The 16812-nt window shown below is 69.9% G+C and carries 15 protein-coding genes; 6 read left to right on the top strand and 9 right to left on the bottom strand.

The features are described from left to right. The first annotated feature begins 26 nt into the window (after window positions 1-26). Genes JHN45_RS03575 through JHN45_RS03550 form a run of 6 tightly spaced genes read left to right on the top strand, consistent with a single transcriptional unit; the run spans window position 27 to window position 6283 of the window. Complete coding sequence (locus tag JHN45_RS03575; protein WP_201047961.1) at window positions 27-1751, top strand: ABC transporter substrate-binding protein; 1725 nt, start codon at window positions 27-29, stop codon at window positions 1749-1751. Further along, the gene (locus JHN45_RS03570; protein ID WP_201047960.1) at window positions 1748-2776 is read left to right on the top strand and encodes an ABC transporter permease; all 1029 of its coding nucleotides are present in this window, start codon (window positions 1748-1750) and stop codon (window positions 2774-2776) included. Before JHN45_RS03575 ends, JHN45_RS03570 begins: the two co-directional genes overlap by 4 nt. A 5-nt stretch (window positions 2777-2781) precedes the next feature. Next, a complete protein-coding gene (locus tag JHN45_RS03565) occupies window positions 2782-3747 on the top strand; it encodes an ABC transporter permease (RefSeq protein ID WP_201047959.1) in 966 nt (321 codons plus the stop codon). Continuing rightward, entirely contained in the window at window positions 3740-4786 is a 1047-nt protein-coding gene (locus tag JHN45_RS03560) for an ABC transporter ATP-binding protein (protein ID WP_201047958.1), read from the top strand. The genes JHN45_RS03565 and JHN45_RS03560 overlap by 8 nt, the downstream gene beginning before the upstream one ends. Then, complete coding sequence (locus JHN45_RS03555; RefSeq protein WP_307783031.1) at window positions 4783-5784, top strand: dipeptide ABC transporter ATP-binding protein; 1002 nt, start codon at window positions 4783-4785, stop codon at window positions 5782-5784. The genes JHN45_RS03560 and JHN45_RS03555 overlap by 4 nt, the downstream gene beginning before the upstream one ends. Before the next feature lie 34 nt (window positions 5785-5818). Further along, on the top strand, window positions 5819-6283 hold the full coding sequence (locus JHN45_RS03550; RefSeq protein ID WP_234467432.1) for a DUF5990 family protein: 465 nt from the start codon (window positions 5819-5821) through the stop codon (window positions 6281-6283). 7 nt (window positions 6284-6290) lie between these two features. Here the strand turns inward: JHN45_RS03550 and JHN45_RS03545 are convergent, their stop codons facing one another. From JHN45_RS03545 to JHN45_RS03505, 9 genes are all read right to left on the bottom strand, one after another. Next, window positions 6291-8018 (bottom strand): LCP family protein, encoded by a 1728-nt coding sequence (locus JHN45_RS03545; RefSeq protein WP_200708611.1) that lies wholly within the window; start codon window positions 8016-8018, stop codon window positions 6291-6293. A gap of 187 nt (window positions 8019-8205) precedes the next feature. Next, window positions 8206-9960, bottom strand: a complete 1755-nt coding sequence (locus JHN45_RS03540; protein ID WP_201047957.1) for a hypothetical protein — start codon at window positions 9958-9960, stop codon at window positions 8206-8208. Between the two features lie 160 nt (window positions 9961-10120). Further along, window positions 10121-11791 (bottom strand): serine/threonine-protein kinase, encoded by a 1671-nt coding sequence (locus JHN45_RS03535; RefSeq protein ID WP_236583285.1) that lies wholly within the window; start codon window positions 11789-11791, stop codon window positions 10121-10123. Between the two features lie 111 nt (window positions 11792-11902). Next, the gene (locus JHN45_RS03530; protein WP_201047955.1) at window positions 11903-12784 is read right to left on the bottom strand and encodes a PhzF family phenazine biosynthesis protein; all 882 of its coding nucleotides are present in this window, start codon (window positions 12782-12784) and stop codon (window positions 11903-11905) included. A gap of 86 nt (window positions 12785-12870) precedes the next feature. Beyond that, window positions 12871-13311, bottom strand: coding sequence for a VOC family protein (locus tag JHN45_RS03525; RefSeq protein WP_201047954.1), 441 nt, complete (start codon window positions 13309-13311; stop codon window positions 12871-12873). Window positions 13312-13443: 132 nt separating this feature from the next. After that, on the bottom strand, window positions 13444-13914 hold the full coding sequence (locus JHN45_RS03520) for a VOC family protein (protein WP_201047953.1): 471 nt from the start codon (window positions 13912-13914) through the stop codon (window positions 13444-13446). An 88-nt stretch (window positions 13915-14002) separates the two neighbouring features. Beyond that, a complete protein-coding gene (locus JHN45_RS03515; RefSeq protein ID WP_201047952.1) occupies window positions 14003-14281 on the bottom strand; it encodes a hypothetical protein in 279 nt (92 codons plus the stop codon). Beyond that, a complete protein-coding gene (locus JHN45_RS03510; protein WP_236583266.1) occupies window positions 14247-14690 on the bottom strand; it encodes an SMI1/KNR4 family protein in 444 nt (147 codons plus the stop codon). The genes JHN45_RS03515 and JHN45_RS03510 overlap by 35 nt, the downstream gene beginning before the upstream one ends. Before the next feature lie 277 nt (window positions 14691-14967). After that, window positions 14968-16734: an esterase gene (locus JHN45_RS03505; RefSeq protein ID WP_307783030.1), complete on the bottom strand. Its 1767-nt coding sequence runs from the start codon at window positions 16732-16734 to the stop codon at window positions 14968-14970. Window positions 16735-16812: the final 78 nt, after the last annotated feature.

Below are 16812 nucleotides of genomic sequence, written 5' to 3'. Positions count from 1 at the left end.
CCTTTCCTCCGACGGGAGTTCCCTGGATGTCCCGCAGCACGAGACGGACCGCGTTCGCCGCCGCCACCGTCGCCCTCGCCCTGACCACCGCCGCCTGTTCGTCCTCCGACGACAGTTCCTCCGCCGACGCGACCACGTCCTCGTCGGCGTCCGGCTCCTCCGCCTTCCTGCCGCAGCACAAGGGCGGCACACTGAAGCTGGTCGCCCACGCGGCGGCGGGCAGCTTCGACCCGCAGGTCAACTACACGCTCCAGTACTGGCAGTTGTACCAGTCGATGTACGACGGGTTGCTGTCGTTCAAGAAGGTCGGCGGCCAGGCCTCGTTCACGGTCGTCCCGGACCTGGCCGCGGCGATGCCGAAGGTCACCAACGGCGGGAAGACGTACACCTTCACGCTCCGCAAGGGCATCAGCTTCTCCAACGGCAAGGCGCTGACCACCGACGACGTGGTGGCGTCCTTCCAGCGCATCTTCAAGGTCTCCAGCCCCACCGCGGGCACCTTCTACAACGGCATCGTCGGCGCCACCGCCTGCCTGAAGACTCCCGCGTCCTGCACGCTCAAGGGCGGTGTGACCGGTGACGCGAAGGCGAACACGGTCACGATCAACCTCACCGCGGCGGACTCGGAGTTCCCGTACAAGCTGGCCGTCCCGCACGCCAGCATCGTGCCCAAGGACTCGCCGACGAAGGACGCGGGCACGAAGCCGTTGCCGACGACCGGCCCGTACATGGCGGCCTCCTACGACCCGAACCGTGAGCTGAAGCTGGTGCGCAACCCGCACTTCAAGGAGTGGTCGCGGGAGGCCGAACCGCAGGGGTACCCGGACGAGATCGACTACACCTTCGGGCAGACCGTCGAGTCCGAGGTCACCGCCGTCGAGAACGGCCAGGCGGACTGGATGTACGACCCGCCGCCCGCCGACCGCCTCAACGAGATCGGCACCAAGTACACCGCCCAGGCGCATGTGAACCCGCTGACCGCGTTCTGGTACGCGACGCTGAACGTCAACACGGCCCCGTTCAACAACAAGTTGGCGCGCCAGGCCATCAACTGGGCCGTGGACCGGTCCGCCGTGGTGCGTTTGTACGGCGGCACCAACCTCGCCTCCCCCGCGTGCACGATCCTGCCGCCGGGCTTCCCCGGGCACGTCGACTCCTGCGACTACACCAAGGGCGGCGGCAAGACCTGGACGGCCGCGGACCTCGCCACGGCCAAGGCGCTGGTGAAGCAGTCCGGGACGGCCGGGCAGGAGGTCGGCATCGTCGTGCAGGACGACGACGTGAACAAGTCGATCGGGCAGTACCTGCAGAGCCTGCTCACCCAGCTCGGCTACAAGGCGACGCTCAAGCCGCTGTCGGGGAACATCCAGTTCACCTACATCCAGAACACCAAGAACAAGGTCCAACTCGCCCTGACCTCTTGGTACCAGGACTATCCGGCGGCCTCCGACTTCCTCAACGTGCTGTTCTCCTGCGCCGCGTTCCACCCGGGAAGCGACTCCAGCATCAACATCTCGGGCTTCTGCGACAAGGGCGTCGACGCGAAGATGCAGACCGCGCTGAAGACCGCCCAGACCGACCCGACGGCGGCCAACACGCAGTGGGGCGCGATCGACCAGACGATCATGCGGCAGTCCCCGGTGGTCCCGCTGATCAACCCGAAGATCATCGACTTCACGTCGAAGCGGCTGGGCAACTACCAGTTCAGCAAGCAGTTCTACATGCTCGTCGGCCAGACATGGGTCAAGTGAGCACCGCCGCACCCGAGTTGGCCACCGCGGAGGCCCGGCGCTCGCCGGGCCCCTGGCGGACGGCCGGCGCCGACCTGTTGCACAACAGGTCGGCGCTCGCCGCGGCCGTCGTCCTCTTCCTCGTCGTCCTGGCGACCCTGTGCGGGCCGCTGTACGCGCACCACATCGCGCACACCGACCCCTTCCAGTCGCATGTCTCCGGCACCACGGTCGTCGGCGGGAAGACCGTGCCGGTGCTCACCCCGAGCAGCACCGGCCTCGGCCTCGGCGTCACCCCGATCGGCCCGACCTGGGACCCCGCCCACTACTTCCTCGGCGCCGACAACCAGGGCCGTGACGTGATGGCCCGGCTGCTCTACGGCGGCCGGACGAGCCTGTTCATCGGGTTCACGGCGGCGCTGCTCACCTGCGCCCTCGGTACGGTCGTCGGAGTCGTCGCCGGGTACGCGGGCGGTGTCGTCGACGCCGTCATCTCCCGTGTCCTGGACGTCATTTGGGCCTTCCCGGTGTACCTGCTCGCGATCTGCCTCTCGGTCGTCCTGCTCACCGACGGACTGCACCTCGGACCGCTCACCGTCGAGGCGGGGAGTCTCTGGCTGCCCGTCGCGATCATCGCGGCGATCTATGTGCCGTACATCGCACGGCCGTTGCGCGGTCAGGTACTCGTCCTGCGCAACAAGGAGTACATCCAGGCGGCCATCGGCTCGGGAGCGCCGACCGTGCGCATCCTGCGCCGCGAGGTGCTGCCGAACGTGCTACCCACCGCGATCGTATTCCTGCCGCTGATGACCGCGCTGGCCATGCTCACCGAGTCGGCGCTGTCCTTCCTGTCCGTCGGTGTCCAGCCGCCGGACGCCAGTTGGGGCACGATCATCGAGGACGGACTCGGACTCCTCTACACCCGGCCCGCCGTGACGATCGCGCCCGGCCTGCTGATCGCGCTGACCACAGCGGCCCTCAACGTCCTCGGCGACGGCGTCCGCGACGCGCTCGACCCGGGCGCCCGGCTGCGCGGAGGGGTGTGAGAGCCATGCTCCGGTTCATCGTCAAACGCTTCGCGTCCGCCCTGCTGGTGATGTTCGCGATCAGTGTGCTGGTCTTCCTGATCTTCTTCGCCACACCGGGAGTCGACCCCGCCGCCCGCATCGCCGGGCGCAACGCCGACCCGGCGACGCTCGCCCAGGTCCGGCACTCCTTCGGCCTCGACCGGCCCATGCCCATCCGCTATTTGCTGATGATGCGGCACCTGCTGATCGACCGGGACCTGGAGTCGTTCGTCAACCGCGGCTCCCGCGTGATCCCGCAGATCGTGCAGGCCACCCCGGTGACCCTCTCGCTCGTCGTCGGCGCCGCGCTGATCTGGATGACGGCGGGAATCGTCATGGGCACGGCGGCCGCGGCCCTGCGCGGCAGGGCGGCCGACCCGCTGATCATGCTCGTCGGCGTGGTCGGGGTCTCGCTGCCGGCCTACTGGCTCGGCGAGGTCGTCAACCTCATCACCCAGAAACAGCTGCACGGTTCGCTGTTCTCCTGGGTGCCGCCGCCGGGTTACGTCGGCCTCGGCCACCCCGGCCAGTGGGCCCTGCACCTCCTCTTCCCCTGGCTGACGCTCGCGCTGCTGTACGCCGGGATCTACGCCCGGCTGCTGCGCGGCGAGGTCGTCACCGCCCTGAACGAGGACTACGTCCGCACCGCGCGCGCCAAGGGCCTCTCCGAACGGCGCATCCTGATCCGGCACGCGCTGCGCTGCTCGCTGATCCCGATCGTGTCGCTGTTCGGCCTGGACTTCGGCGCGTTGGTCGGCGGGGCCGCGCTGCTGACCGAGGTGGTCTTCGGCCTCCCCGGCATCGGCAAGCTGACCTTCGACGCCCTCCAGAACCTGGACCTGCCCGTGATCATGGGCACCGTCCTGTACGCGGCGTTCTTCGTCGTCCTGGCCAACGCCCTGGTGGACATCCTGTACGCGCGACTCGACCCGAGGGCCCGCCATGCCTGACCAACCCCTGCTGGACGTACGCGACTTGAGGGTGTCCTTCCGCACCCGCCGAGGCTCCGTCACCGTCGTCGACGGCCTGTCCTTCTCCGTGGACCCCGGCGAGATCCTGGGCGTGGTGGGCGAGTCGGGCTCGGGCAAGAGCGTCTCGATGCTGGCCGTGCTCCGCCTGCTGACGAGTCCCAACGTCACCGTCGAGGGCCAAGTCCGCTTCCGTGGCCGGGACTTGCTCACCCTCCCCGACAAGGAGATGCGGGCGGTACGGGGCCGGGAGATCGCCATGGTCTTCCAGGACCCGATGACCGCGCTCACGCCCGTGTACACCGTGGGATGGCAGATCGCCGAGCAGATCAGGGCGCACGAGAAGGTGTCCCGCAAGGAGGCCCACGCGCGTGCCGTCGGTCTCCTCTCCGACGTGGGCATCCCCGACGCGGCCTCGCGAGCGAACGCCTACCCGCACGAGTTCTCCGGCGGCATGCGGCAGCGCGCGGTCATCGCGATGGCCCTCTCCTGCGGCCCCGCCCTGCTGATCGCCGACGAGCCGACCACCGCCCTCGACGTGACGGTCCAGGCCCAAATCCTCGACCTGATGCGGGAGTTGAACACGGAGGGCTCGGCGGTCGTCCTCATCACGCACGACATGGGCGTGATCTCACAGATCGCCGACCGGGTCCTCGTCATGTACGGCGGCCGGGCGGCCGAGGAGGGCCCGCGCCGGGCGGTGTTCCACGGACCACGGCACCCGTACACCTGGGGACTGCTCGACTCGGTGCCCCGCGTGGGCGGGCCCCGGCTGCGGCGGCTGCCCACCATCGCGGGCATGCCGGTGGCGCCGGGGGACCTGCCGGAGGGGTGCGCGTTCGCGCCCCGGTGCCGGTTGCGGCACGAACGGTGCGAGGAGCGCCCGGAGTTGAGGGACTTCGGTGGCAGCGCGCACCGCGATGCCTGCTGGCTTCCCGAGGACGACCGCGCCGCGCTGCGCCTGACCGCACGGGCCGCGGCGACGGACGTACCGGACCTGGAACGAGAGGCGACACCGTGACCGCGCGAACGACACCGTCAGAGGTGCTGCTGCGCGCCTCCGACGTCACCAAGCACTACCCCCTGCGCGCCGACGGGTTCTCCCGGCACCGCAGGGTGCTGCGGGCCGTGGACGGGGTGTCGCTGGAGGTGCGGACCGGGGAGACGCTCGGCATCGTCGGCGAGTCGGGCTGCGGCAAGTCGACGCTCGGCCGCTGTCTGGTCAGGCTCACCGAACTCACGGGCGGCCGGGTCGAGTTCGACGGCCAGGACATCAGCACGCTGTCCACGCGGCGGCTGCGTCCCGTGCGTCCGGGGATGCAGCTGGTGTTCCAGGACCCGCAGGCCTCGCTGAACCCGCGTCGCCGTGCCGGGGACATCGTGGCGGAGCCGCTGCTCGTCCACCGGTACGGCGACGCCGCCGCCGTACGTCGTCGGGTCGCCGAGCTCTTCGACGTCGTAGGCCTGGCGGCGGCCCATCTGGACCGCTATCCGCACGAGTTCTCCGGCGGGCAGCGGCAACGCATCGGTATCGCAAGGGCGTTGGCGACCAACCCGAAGCTGATCGTCGCCGACGAGCCGGTGTCCGCGCTCGACGTGTCCATCCAGGCACAGGTGTTGAACCTGTTCGCGGATCTCCAGGAGGAGTTCGCGCTCACCTATGTCTTCATCGCGCACGACCTCGGGGTGGTCCGGCACGTGTCCGACCGGATCGCGGTCATGTATCTCGGGGAGATCGTCGAACTCGGCGAGACGGAGGCCCTGTACAAGGAGCCGGCGCATCCGTACACACAGGCGTTGTTGTCGGCGGTCCCGGACATCGACGACGGCGTGGACGCGCCGCGCCGCGAGCGGATCGTGCTGACCGGTGAGGTGCCCAACCCGGTGGACAAGCCAACAGGATGCCCGTTCCGCACCCGCTGCCCCTACGCCCGTGAGCGCTGCGCTCTGGAACGCCCACAGCTGACCGTGACGGCGTCCGGCCGCCGGACCGCCTGCCACTTCCCCTTGATCGACTGAGGGTAGGGAGGGCGGGCGCGGCATGATGGCCCGTATGCACCTCCGCATCGACGCCGTCGACCTGCCCGGCCGTACCTGCCCCGCCCCCGCCGACAAGCCCGTCGCGACGTACGACGACGTCCACGTCGCCGTGCAGCGCCGGGACCGGCCGGCCGAACTCCTCGATCCGCAGCCGGGGGACGCCGCGTCCGCGACCTGGACGCTGGAGTGCGCGGCGGAGGTCACTCCGGACGGCGTCGTGGTCACGGGCCCCTATGTGCAGCACCGGATGGGTCTGCGGTTCGTCTATCTGTCCTGGGGCACGGTCGACGGGGACGGGGTCTTCACGATGTTCCGGCGCGCCAAGCTCATGCTCGACTCCGTGCCCGCCGACGTCCTGGCCGCCGCCGCGAGCGACGGTCTGCTCGTCGGCCGTCTCGGTCTGACCGACGCGAACGGCGGCCCGTTGTGCGCGCGGGTGGATCCCCCGCGCATCACCTGGACCGCCGCCGCCGGTTAGCCGTGGGTCAGGACGCCGAGTCCTTCTTGTTCGTCGCCGCCCGGTACGCCTGGGTCGGGGTCATCGCGACGCCGTTGAGGCTGACCGTCTTGTAGGTGCTGACCTTGGCGCAGGACTTCGACTCGTCCGCGGTCGAGGCCTGGGCGTTGGAGGTGGCCGCCTTGGTGTCGGCCGGGGCCGGGGACGAACTGCCGCCCGGGAGCGTCGTACCGCTGGGCCAGTCCGTGCCGATCACCAGGGTCAGACCGGTGCCGGTGCCCTGCTTGAGATGCGAGGAGCCGAGGCCGATCGCCTTGGCCACGGTCTGGGCCTCGGCCTTCTGCCCGGTGCCGTAGGTGAGGGTGGTCGTGGTCGCGCTGACAGAGGCGTTGCCGGTGGTCGTGTCGGAGCTGAAGCCGCCGTCTATCAGGCCGGTGGCGACGGTGGAGGCGCGGCCGCTGATGCTGGTGCCGTTCTCCACCGTGACGGCGATCTTCGCGGCCGGTACGGCGACTGCCGTGGCGGTCGCGGTGGCCGCCGCCGACTTCTTGCCGGACGAGCTGGTCAGCGACTGGTCGTTGGCGATCGTCGCGAACAGGCTCTTCGCGGCGGCGGCCGGTACGACCCGGTTGGCGTTGGTCGGGTCGGCGCCGGTCTGCATCGTGGTGAACGTCATGCGCTTCGTCGGGACCTTGTCCAGGTCCGCGGCGAGCCCGATGAGCTTCTTGACGGTGCCGAGGCCCGTGTCGACGGTGAGCGCCTTGGTGGCGGCGTCGGCCAGGTTGTAGACCGCCGAAGGGTTGGTGAGGGTGCCCGCGCTCTTGAACTTGCGGATCATCGCGCTGAGGAAGAGGTGCTGGGAGACGGTACGGCCGAGGTCGCTGCCGTCGCCGAAGCCGTGCCGGGAGCGGACGAACTCCAGGGCCGCGGTGCCCTTGAGGGTGTGGGTGCCCTTGGCGAGCTTCAGGTGCGAGTAGGTGTCGTAGACGTCGGCGTCGACGCAGACCGAGACGCCGCCGACCGCGTCGGACATCTTCACCACACCGGAGAAGTCCATCTGCACGAAGTGGTCGATGGTGATGCCGGTGAGCGCGTGCACGGTCTTGACCTGGCACTCCTGCCCGTACTGGAGCGCGCTGTTGATCTGCCCGTAGTAGCCGGACGTCGACTGGCCGCTCTTGGGGTCCTTGCAGGCGGGGACCTGGGTCATGGTGTCGCGCGGGATGCTCATCACGGTGGCGTTGGAACGGTCCGCCGAGATGTGCACCACCATCTCCACGTCCGCGTTGCCGTTCCCGGACTGCACACCGGTCGTCGAACAGCCGCCGCCGAGCTTGCAGTCGGTCGTGCTGGACCGGGCGTCGCTGCCCATCACCAGGAGGTTGATCGGCGTCCGGCCGAAGGCGTCGGCCTTCTCCTTGCCGCCCGCGCCGTCGTCGATCGGGACGCTGTTGATGTTGCCGTTCAGGTGCTCGTAGAACCACCAGCCGGCGCCCGCGGTCACCATGATCACCACCGACAGGGATATCGCGCTGATCTTCAGCACCCGCCTGCCGCGCGGAGCCTGCTTGCGGCGCGAGGCGGCACGACCGGCCGCCCGGGATCCACCGCGCGGCGCCTGGCGGGCCGCGGCGCGGGAGGCGGCCCGGCCACCGGTGGGCAGCGGCTCGTCGGCCCCGCCCTCCCGCGGTCTGGGCACCCCTCGTGTGCGGCTGCGCGTGGCGTGTCCCACGGGGCCGTCCCCGAGGTCGGTCATCTGGCACTCCCACAAAACGGTCGGGCCGTTCAGGCCGTCGGTGCTGCGGCCAGGGGCGCGCGGCCATGTCAGGTCGGACGAGGCGGGGTTCCCGACTCGCTTGCGTGGTTGCGCAATATAACAATCTCAGATGAGAACACCGCAGGGGCTTTCTCATTTACGGACTTTCATTTTGCGTCAAGGTCGGTCAACTGGTCGGAATGCGGGCGCTGGTGATGGTCATCGGAGTACCGGTGACGGCGATGAGAAAAAAGCGCGGATGCGAGCCGCCGGGCACCCGCCGGAGACCGCCGGGCGGCTTCACGACATACGTCGCGGAGGCGTGCGGGGCGAGCGACTCCGGGCCGCCGGAGGCGGTCCACCAGTCGGAGGCGCCCTGTCCGAGGCGGCTGGCGAAGTGGGGGGTGAGCCGGGTGGCGGTCGTGTTGACGACCCGGGCGACGAGCTGCGTGATGTCGCGGTGCCCGGAGCGCTCCACGATGTCCGCCGTGACGTTCATGCGCAGCGGCGGCGGACTGGCCGCGGCGATCGTCACACAGACGACGGCGGGTGCGAGGAGCCCCGCGGCGAGCACGGCCCGCGCCGGGCGTGCGGTCAGGCGCGGGATGCGGGGCTGCCAGGCCGAGGCCAGCGCGGAGGCGGGAACCGTGGCGGCGGCCGCGAGCCACAGCGGGGTCATCATCAGGAAGTAGCCGTCCTGGGACCGGGTGGCCAGGTAGAAGCTCAGCCAGGGCAGCACGGTGATCGCCGGGCCGAGCCGCCGCACGAAGAGCAGCGTGGCGGCGAGCAGGCCGAACAGGAGCAGGAGACTGCCGTAGGAGTAGTAGTCGAGGTGCCTGCTGCCGGCGGTGAAGTAGTACGAGATCCCCATCAGGCCCTGGCCGTGCAGGATCGCCTTCTGGGTGATCGGGAGCAGCAGCCCGTGCAGCCAGCTGGAGAAGTCCTCGGCGGCGAAGTAGGCGTTGATCGCGGCCCAGGTGAGTGCGGCGGTGCCGGTGTAGCGGGCGACCACGCCGAGGGCGAGCCGGGGGCCGAGGTCGCCGCGGCGGACGGCGTAGAGGCCGACGAGGAGGAACGGCGTGAGGAACCAGGCGAGCTGCTGGGTGGCGCAGGCCGCGCCGAGGCAGAGGGCCTGGAGCACTCCGGGGAGTCCGAGCCGGCCGCCGGTTCCGGTGTCGGGCCACCTGACCACCACCGGGATGAGCAGGACCAGGGCGAGGACGGCCGGGTAGCCGGAGTAGGCGTAGCCGGGCAGGAAGCCGAAACCGAGGCACACGGCGGTGGCGGCGGACCGCCAGGGGGCCGGGAGCAGCAGCCACAGCAGGACGGCGCCCGCGAGGAGCGCGCCGGTGGTGACGAGGGTGGCGGCCGCCGTGGAGTGGATCACGGCGTGCACGGGGGCGGCGAGGAGCGCGGTCAGCGGCGGGTAGCCGTAGGTGTAGTCGGCGCTGCCCGCCATGGTCTTGGTGATGCCGACGGACGAGGAGTCGAAGAGCCAGGGCCAGGGCTGGCCGTAGACGGGGTGGCCGTGCAGGATCTGGTTCGCGGCCTGCGCGGTGAGCACGCCCTCGTCGGTGCCGGCGTGGTTGAGCCAGTAGCCGCAGAGCACCAGCACGACGGCGAGCACCAGGACGCCGGCGTCGACCCTGGTCAGGGCGCGGCGGGTGCGGGTGGTGAGGGCGAGGACTCCGGCGACCAGGATCCCGGCGTAGCAGACGGAGATGATCCCGGCGACGGGCGGGCGGGAGGTCATCGCCCTCGTCCAGGCGTCACGGGTGCCGATGAACAGGCTGATCGTGGCGATCAGCGTCATCCCCCGGTGCAGCTGCTGCGGCGCGGCGGGCCCGGTGGTGAGCGGCCGGGTCAGCGGCGGCCCTGCGGTGGCGGGCGCGTCACGGCGCCGCAGTCGGAGACCACCGCCGGCGCGGGGACCGTCATCCATGGCGTCCTTCTCCTCCTCGTTCCGCCCTCGTCGGCCCGCGGTTCATGCCGGGGCAACCTCTACTACATGTTGTAGAGGTGAAAGGAGCCGTCGAGGTTCACCAAGGGAAGGGAAGAGCTGGGCAAGAACCGCGGATCGCATCGGCAGTGACTGACCCCCGTCAACTCGTCGGCAGCTCCGACGCGATGAAGCGCTCGAAGCCCGCGTGGAAGGCCGTCCCCTTTGGGTCGGTCGCGCTGTAGTGGAAGGCCGCCAACCCGCAGCCGCGCGCGTTGAAGGCGACGCCGGTGTACGAGGCGACCCGGGTGCCGTTGACGGCGAGTTCCACCTTGATCCGGCCCGTACCCGCCGAGGAACAGGTCATAGACATGTCGACCTGCTGCCCGCTGTCCACCTCCAGACCCAGGTCCGCGAGGTCGACCTCCACGACCCGGTCGTGCTGGAAGGCTCCCTTGTACCTGAACTCGCGCACGATCAGGGCTTCCTGATCCGTCGTCAGATAGGTCGCCCAACGGGAGCCCTTGCGATAGTCCCCCGAGCCGTCGCACCACAGCCCGACCCCGCCCTCACCGCCGTACCACTCCGTCTGGGTGCTCAGCCGTACCGCGAACGACGACGGCTCGAACGGCGCCTGCGGCCAGACCTCCAGCTCGGACTCGGGATCCACCAGCATGGTCCCGCCCTTGTGCGTGATCGTCGCCAGGGTCGGGTCCTTGTACGACCAGTCGCCCGAATCGGTCAAGTCGTCGGTGTACGTGAGGGGTTGGGAGCTGGTGGAACTCCCGGAGCCGTCCGTCCGCGAGCCGTTCTCCGACGCCGATCCCCCCGAGGTCGTGCTGAGCACGACGGCGAGCAGCACGGCCACCGCGGCACTGCCGGCCGCGAAGCCCCACAGGCGTAGGTGCTTGGCGCTTCTGCCGGGGGCGGGAACGGGGTCGGGCCCGGAGTCACTGCTTTCGCCGCCGTCTCCGGGTCGTGGCGTGCTCGTCTCCGTGCGCGCGGAGTCCACCCCCTCCACCCCCTCCACCGCTTCCGCCAACTCCGCGAGCCGGGTGACGAGTTGGGCGGCGGTGGGGCGTTCCGCCGGGTCCTTGCGGAGGCAGTCGGCGATGGCCGAGCGGACCGGTTCCGGTACCGCCGCGAGATCCGCGTCGCGGGTGGACACGGCGACCAGTACCTCGTAGTCGCTCTCCCCTTCGAAGGGATGTCTCCCCGTGGCGGCGAAGTAGAGCGTGCCGCCGAGGGAGAACACGTCGGTGGCGCTGGTGACGCGGAGGGATTTCACCTGCTCGGGTGACATGTACGCGGGTGAGCCGAGCACACTCCCCGGTGTGGTGAGCGCCGACTCCAGCAAGTGGTCGTCGCGGGCGATACCGAAGTCGATGATCCGCGGTCCGTCCGGGGAGAGCAGGATGTTGGACGGTTTGATGTCCCGGTGCACGACACCCGCCCGGTGCACCTGTGCCAGCGCGTGCGCGACGGCGAGCGCCAGGGACTGCAGCCGCCCCGAGGACAGCGGGCCGCCCGCGGCGACATGCTGGTGGATCGTGGGACCCGGGACGAACTCGCTGACGATGTAGGGGTGTCGGCCGGAGAGGTCCGCGTCGAGGACCCGGGCCGTGGCCAGTTCACCGACCCGGCTCGCCGCGCCGAACTCCCGGCGCACCCGGGCGAGTGCGACCTCGTCGTACTCCTTGCCCGGCAGCAGGAACTTCACCACGACCTGCTGCCCGGCCCGGTCCCGCGCGAGCCACACCACGCCCTGTCCGCCGCGGCCCAACTCGCGCTCGCAGACGTACCCGCCCACCGACAACTGCATCCGCGGATCCATGTCCACGCCCCCAGCCCCGCCCCCGACATGGCTGTCGTTCAGCGTATCGGCTCACCGGTCAGCGAACACCGGGGACGGACGGACACGTGCACCGTCATGGCGACCGGCGCCTCAGCCGATGTCGATGCGTGCTCCCGCGCCCGCGACGCGGACACGCGGGTCGCCCGCGCGCAGCGTCACGGTGAGTTCGCCGGGGCGACCCAGATCCTCGCCCTGGTGCAGCGTGAGGACGGAGTCCTCCGGAACCAGGCCGAGTTCACGCGCGTACGCGCCGAACGCGGCAGCCGCGGCGCCCGTCGCCGGGTCCTCGACGACACCTCCGACGGGGAAGGGGTCACGGACGTGGAAGACGGTGGCCGACTCCCGCCACACCAACTGGACAGTGGTCAGGTCCAGTTGGTGCATCAGGGTTTCGAGGCGTCCGAAGTCGTAGGCGAGATCGGCGAGTCGGGCCCGCGTCGCCGCCGCGAGTACGAGATGGCGGGCACCCGCGAAGGCGATACGGGGCGGGAAGGCGGGGTCGAGATCGGATCGCGGCCAGTCGAGCGCGGCGAGCGCCTCGTCGAGGTCGGCGTCGGCGATGTCCTCGATGTGCGGTGCGACGCTGGTGAGGGTGGCGCGGAGCGTCCCGTTCTCCTCGGTCACCTCCACCGGTACGGTGCCCGCGCGCGTCGCGAACACCAGTTCCCCCGTGCCGGTCCGCTCGGCCAGCGCGACGGCGGCCGCGACGGTGGCGTGCCCGCAGAACGGCACCTCGGCCTTGGGGCTGAAGTACCGGATGCGGTACGCCCGCCCGTCCGGACCGCCGAGCCCCTCCGGGGGTGCGGTCAGGAACGCGGACTCCGAGTATCCGAGCTCGGCGGCGATGGCCAGCATGTCGCTGTCCGCCAGGGCGGTGGCGTCCAGCACGACGCCGGCGGGGTTCCCGCCGTCGGGGTCGCTGGAGAAGGCGGTGTAGCGCAACACCTCGGGCCGCGGCGCGTTCGTCGTCATGGTCGTGGCAACGCGGGGCGGGCCCCAGACCATTCCCGGGCGCGGCGAGGGGATCGCAGGTCAGGCGTCCCCTGTCGGATTCGCTCTCAGCCCAGTTGCTCGGCCAGTCCGACGATGATGCCCGCCGGGCCGCGGACGTAGCAGAGCAGGTAGATGTCCTCGAAGCGGGCGATCTCGCCGAGGAGTTCGGCGCCGTGCGGGCGCAGGCGGGCGACGGTGTCCTTGATGTCGTCCACGGCGAACATGACGCGGTGCGTGCCCAGGATGTTGTGCGGCCGGTCGCGCGGCCCGTCGCTGATCGCCTCGGGGCTGCGGTACTTCGCGAGTTCGAGCCGACTGTGGCCGTCCGGGGTCCGGACCATCGCGATGTCGCAGTGGACGCCGTCGAGTCCGGTGCACTGGTCGGCGAAGAGGCCCTGGACCTCTCCCCTGCCCTCCAGCTCCATACCGAGTTCCACGAAGAACGCGACGGCGGCGTCCATGTCCTCGACGACGATGCCGACGTTGTCCATCCGCTGAATCGCCATGGTGGCTTCTCCTTCTTCCTCATGCGGCCAGTAGCGGCCGGTGGCGACCGCTGTTGCCCCCGGGACGGAGTCGGTGGTCCGTTCTCGACATCCGCGGACCACCGACTCCGAAAAGGGTTCGGGCTTCTCGGGTCAGGCCTGCGCGTCGGCGTCCTGTGCGGCGGCCGCGAACTCCTCGGGGCCCTGCTCCGCCGCCGCCGGGTCCATCCACATGACCTGCCAGCCGTGGCCGTCGAGGTCGTAGAAGCTGCGTGAGTACATGAAGCCGTAGTCCTCGGCACCGTCCACCTCGGTGCCGCCCGCCGCGAGCGCGGCGGCGCTGACAGAGTCGACCTCCTCGCGGGAGGACACGCTGAAGCAGTAGAGCGCCAGCGTGTGCGTGGTGGGATCGGCCAGCGGCAGCTTCGCGAACTCCGCGAACTTCTCGCGGGTGAGCAGCATGACGAAGGCCTGCTCGCCGACCAGCATGCAGGTGGCGGTCTCGTCGGTGAACTTCGGGTTGAAGCTGAACCCGAGCTTGGCGAAGAACGCCTTGCTCCGCTCCAGGTCCACCACGGGAATGTTCAGGAACAGCATGCGGCCGGGGTGTGCGGGAGTGGTCATGATGGATCTCCGGTCAGTGGCTCGATGGTGTACGTCCTGGTAGACCGGGGCTGTCGGCAAAACTCATCGGTGCTCGTCGATGCCGCCATCAGACCGCGCCAGCCCGGAGCCGCACGTTACGCCCGTCGATATCGTCCCGCGTGGACGGCGCGATGAGTTCGCCGCCGTTCATGACGCTGTTCTGGGCGAACTCGACGTAGGGGCGCCGGCGTTGCTCGTAGCGCTCGAACGCCGGCGTGTGATCGCCGGCTGCGTCGTCGAGTTCCTCGGCCAGGAAGTGCGCGCCGCTGAGGGCCAGTGAAGTGCCGCGGCCTTGATCGGCTACCGCCGGCTCAGCGCCCCACCCAGCTCGGTTCAGGACGCACACTCGGCAGCCCCCACGGCTCCAGGGCGCCACTGACCAGATCAGCCACGAACTGGACCGCTCCGCCCGTGTAGTGCCACCACCCGCCGTTGCGGGAGGCGACTGTAACCGTCCACTCCCGGGGAGCGGACGGGCCCGTCGTCCAGAGGAAGATGTCGCCTTCGTTGGAAGCCGCCCAAGGCAGCAGACCACCCGCGGCTGGAAATGGCTGGAGCGGGACGGCCAGGTCGGCATCAGCGCACCACTCCGCGACGATCTCCAACTCCTCGCGCGTGCCCTGCACCCACGCCGCCTCCGTGCCGGGCTGAGGTCCGCCGAGAAGCAGGAAGTCTCCCAGCGCGAACGCTGGGAACAGCTCGCAGAGCAGCTTGTAGTCGTCCGGCAGCCCTACGCCGAGATCTGCTTCGGTCATCGCCCAGTCGATGTCTACGGGGGCTGAGCGACGGTGGCCAACCAGCCCTGGCACCGCACGCTCCAGTTCCTCAACGGCATCAACTGGCGCGTGCAGGCGGCGGTGTGGCGCCTGGGTGCCGATGAGATCGTCCACGAGAACAGCCTGCCAGACCGACATGCCGCTCTGCGAGGACGGCCCGGACACCAAGCCAAAGGAAACGCTGTCCAAACGCGGCCGGGTGCCTGACCGACGACGCTCGTCGTCGGTCAGGCACCCGGGGTGTCCGAACTGAGCGTCACTTCTTGACGATCGACTCCACCCAGCTGATGAAGTTCGTCGTCGGGTCACCGGTGCGCTCGGCCATGGTGTGCGCCATGGCCCACACCGTGGCGAAGTCGACGTCGCGGATGCCGTAGTTCCGTAGGGCCAACTGGAGGTTGATCTCAGTGGTGTTGGCCGTGTCGCCCTGCATGATGCCGGTGCGGATGCGCCAGTGCCGCGCCACCTTCGACTGCCGGTAGCCGGCGAAGGCGGGCGAGAGGAAGTACAGCGGGTTGTACGCCTCGCCCCGCCAGGCCATGTCCTTGCCGACGCTGTCCTTCTTCGCGAAGTCGCTGTCGTAGGCAGCGGCACCGTAGGCGGAGTTCCAGTCGGAGTACGTGGCGTACGTCGTCTCGTTCGCCTTGACGACGTCACGCGTGAGCGGCGCGAAGTGCGAGGGGACGCCCAGCCCCATCGCGAAGACGCTGTTCTCACCCTGCCCGCGGGAGACCCCGTCGAACGCGCCGACCGGCTTGTTCGCGTTCTTCTGGCTGTTGACGAAGCCTTCGAGGCCGGACACCGTGGCGGTGTTGGTCGTGGCGTCGTAAGTGACCCATGTGGTGGCGGTGTTGAGGTAGGCGATGTAGTCGTCGACCGTCTCGTACGTCGTCGAGGTCCCCGTCTGGCCCGATCCGGGCGGCCCGCCCATCGTCGTGATCGTGTACGGGAAGGTGTTGTCCGACAGGAAGTTGTTCAGCGAGGTGGTGATCACCTCGATCAGGTGGTCGTAGTAACTGCCCGCCAGGTGAACGCCGTTGGTGGACTCGGTCAGCTCCAGGCGCCTGCCGTGCTCGTCGCGCAGCCCGAGGCGGTTGAGGTACTTGGGCCAGGCCTTCGCGAGGTCGGCCGAGTAGGCGCTGGTCCAGGTGGTGGACGCGCGGGTGCCGGTCGAGGCGAACTGGCCCATGTTCCACTCGTAGGACAGGTTGGCCTCGGCCAGGTTGGTGATCGGGCACCAGGCCATGACGCCGGCGACCGCGTCGCTGAGGGGGCGGCCCTGGGCGTCCTCCATCGCCGCGCCGATCGTGCGCAGGTACGGGTGGTACAGCGGGCTGTCACCGGACGTGCCCGCCACGGTGTCCTGGGCGCCGCCGCCGCTCATGCCGAACAGGACGATGTCGTCCGAACTGCCGGGCAGGACACTCTCGTTGTACCGGAGGAACCGGACCGCGGCCTTCAGGTCGGTCACGCCCCAGGGTGCCGCGTCGGAGCGGGTGGTGGTCGAGCTGTCCCGTCCGCGCAGGCCCGGCCACACGTAGATGAGCCCGGCCTTGAGGTACTGCGACACGGCGGTGTAGCTGTACGACGTGGCCGGCGCCTGCTGGGCGTAGCCGGGGGTGTTGACCGGGATCACGATCGGCGCCGTGCCCCCCGAGTACTGGCCGAGGGTGCCCTTCCGGTTGAGCTTCGCGGTGTACGTGGTGCCGTCGCTGTTGGCGGTCGCCGTCAGATAGGCGCCCGGCACGTAGATCGACAGGTTCTCGTAGTCGCTCGCGGCCGGGTTGGCGACGTACACCTTCCCGAGCTGGTAGTACACGTCGTTCGTCGCGTCGTACGACCAGGCGGTGGGATCGAACTCCAGCGAGTACGCCGAGGACGTGGTCGACGAGTTGTTCGACGAACTGCCCGATGACGAGGTGGCGGCGAAGGCCGTGCCCGCCGTGCCCTCGGCGACTCCGAACGCGGTCATGGCCGCGACGCCCGTGGCGCTCCGGATCACAGTTCTACGGTTGACGTCCACCCGTGGACCTCCTTGAACAGCTGGTTGCGTGGTCACAGCCGTGCGCGCCCGGCGCCTCGGCGAGATCGCGGGCAGGTT

Source organism: Streptomyces sp. MBT53 (assembly GCF_016654115.1).
Lineage (GTDB): Bacteria > Actinomycetota > Actinomycetes > Streptomycetales > Streptomycetaceae > Streptomyces.
Note: the sequence above shows the minus strand (reverse complement) of the source record. Positions and strands in the feature narration are given on the sequence as shown.

Bases quoted from the DNA above. Each gene is read 5' to 3' on its own strand.
- JHN45_RS03575 (WP_201047961.1), top strand. From the start codon at position 27: ATGTCCCGCAGCACGAGACGGACCGCGTTCGCCGCCGCCACCGTCGCC.
- JHN45_RS03565 (WP_201047959.1), top strand. From the start codon at position 2,782: ATGCTCCGGTTCATCGTCAAACGCTTCGCGTCCGCCCTGCTGGTGATG.
- JHN45_RS03560 (WP_201047958.1), top strand. From the start codon at position 3,740: ATGCCTGACCAACCCCTGCTGGACGTACGCGACTTGAGGGTGTCCTTC.
- JHN45_RS03550 (WP_234467432.1), top strand. From the start codon at position 5,819: ATGCACCTCCGCATCGACGCCGTCGACCTGCCCGGCCGTACCTGCCCC.
- JHN45_RS03545 (WP_200708611.1), bottom strand. From the start codon at position 8,018: ATGACCGACCTCGGGGACGGCCCCGTGGGACACGCCACGCGCAGCCGC.
- JHN45_RS03540 (WP_201047957.1), bottom strand. From the start codon at position 9,960: ATGGATGACGGTCCCCGCGCCGGCGGTGGTCTCCGACTGCGGCGCCGT.
- JHN45_RS03535 (WP_236583285.1), bottom strand. From the start codon at position 11,791: ATGGATCCGCGGATGCAGTTGTCGGTGGGCGGGTACGTCTGCGAGCGC.
- JHN45_RS03530 (WP_201047955.1), bottom strand. From the start codon at position 12,784: ATGACGACGAACGCGCCGCGGCCCGAGGTGTTGCGCTACACCGCCTTC.
- JHN45_RS03525 (WP_201047954.1), bottom strand. From the start codon at position 13,311: ATGGCGATTCAGCGGATGGACAACGTCGGCATCGTCGTCGAGGACATG.
- JHN45_RS03520 (WP_201047953.1), bottom strand. From the start codon at position 13,914: ATGACCACTCCCGCACACCCCGGCCGCATGCTGTTCCTGAACATTCCC.
- JHN45_RS03510 (WP_236583266.1), bottom strand. From the start codon at position 14,690: ATGACCGAAGCAGATCTCGGCGTAGGGCTGCCGGACGACTACAAGCTG.